The organism is Bacteroides sp. An269 (genome assembly GCF_002159755.1).
GTDB lineage: Bacteria > Bacteroidota > Bacteroidia > Bacteroidales > Bacteroidaceae > Phocaeicola > Phocaeicola intestinalis.
The window spans coordinates 1-754 of the sequence record NZ_NFJG01000245.1; the positions used below are offsets into that span (position 1 = coordinate 1).

Annotated in this window: 1 protein-coding gene; it reads right to left on the reverse strand. The window is 56.5% G+C overall.

All coding sequences use genetic code 11. From position 1 onward, the window contains the following. A partial coding sequence (locus B5F71_RS19560) for a PIG-L family deacetylase (RefSeq protein ID WP_206423877.1) occupies positions 1–754 on the reverse strand: 754 nt, incomplete at both ends.

Consider the following 754-nt stretch of genomic DNA (forward strand, 5'->3'; position numbering starts at 1 on the left):
GTGCCACGGTTGCGGTCCTCGCTGCGTTGCCAGAAGAGGCGCTCGTCATTGCCCAGGAACGGGGCACTCTCCATCTGAGACTGGTGCTTCAGGATGGAATTCCGTTTCGCACGAAGCTCTTCGGGACTGAACGGCACAGCCATCTCGATGTTCTCGATTTCCCATTCCGCCCATGCCCCGCGGTACATCCAGATGCGGCAATCCTTCAACCATGCGGCACCGGCATTCTTTTCCTCGTCAATAGCTGCCAGTACGGCATCGGTGCAGACACGGTGCGTGCCATGGGGGTCGGCAAGGTCGCCGGCTACATAAATCTGGTGAGGCTGCACCTCCTGCAACAGCTTCTGGACGATTTGCACATCCGTCTCGCTAATGGGGTTCTTCTCGATGCGCCCCGTCTCGTAGAAAGGAAGGTCGAGGAAATGCACATGGTCCAGCGGGATGCGGTTATACGTGCATGCCGTACGTGCCTCGCCCCGACGGATCAGCCCCTTTATGGTCAGGATATCCCGCGTATCGATGTCGCCTTCCTTCTTCTGAAGCAGGAACTGCTTGATGTCGGCATACATCTTGCGGATGGTCTCGTTCTGATTCTCATCAAAAAGCTGGTTGAATCCGTTGATGAAGTGCATGAAACGTACCACTTCCTCATCGCCTACGGCAATATTGCCCGAAGTCTCGTATGCCACATGCACGTCGTGACCCTGCTGCACCAGACGGCGGATGGTGCCGCCCATGGATATCACATCGTCAT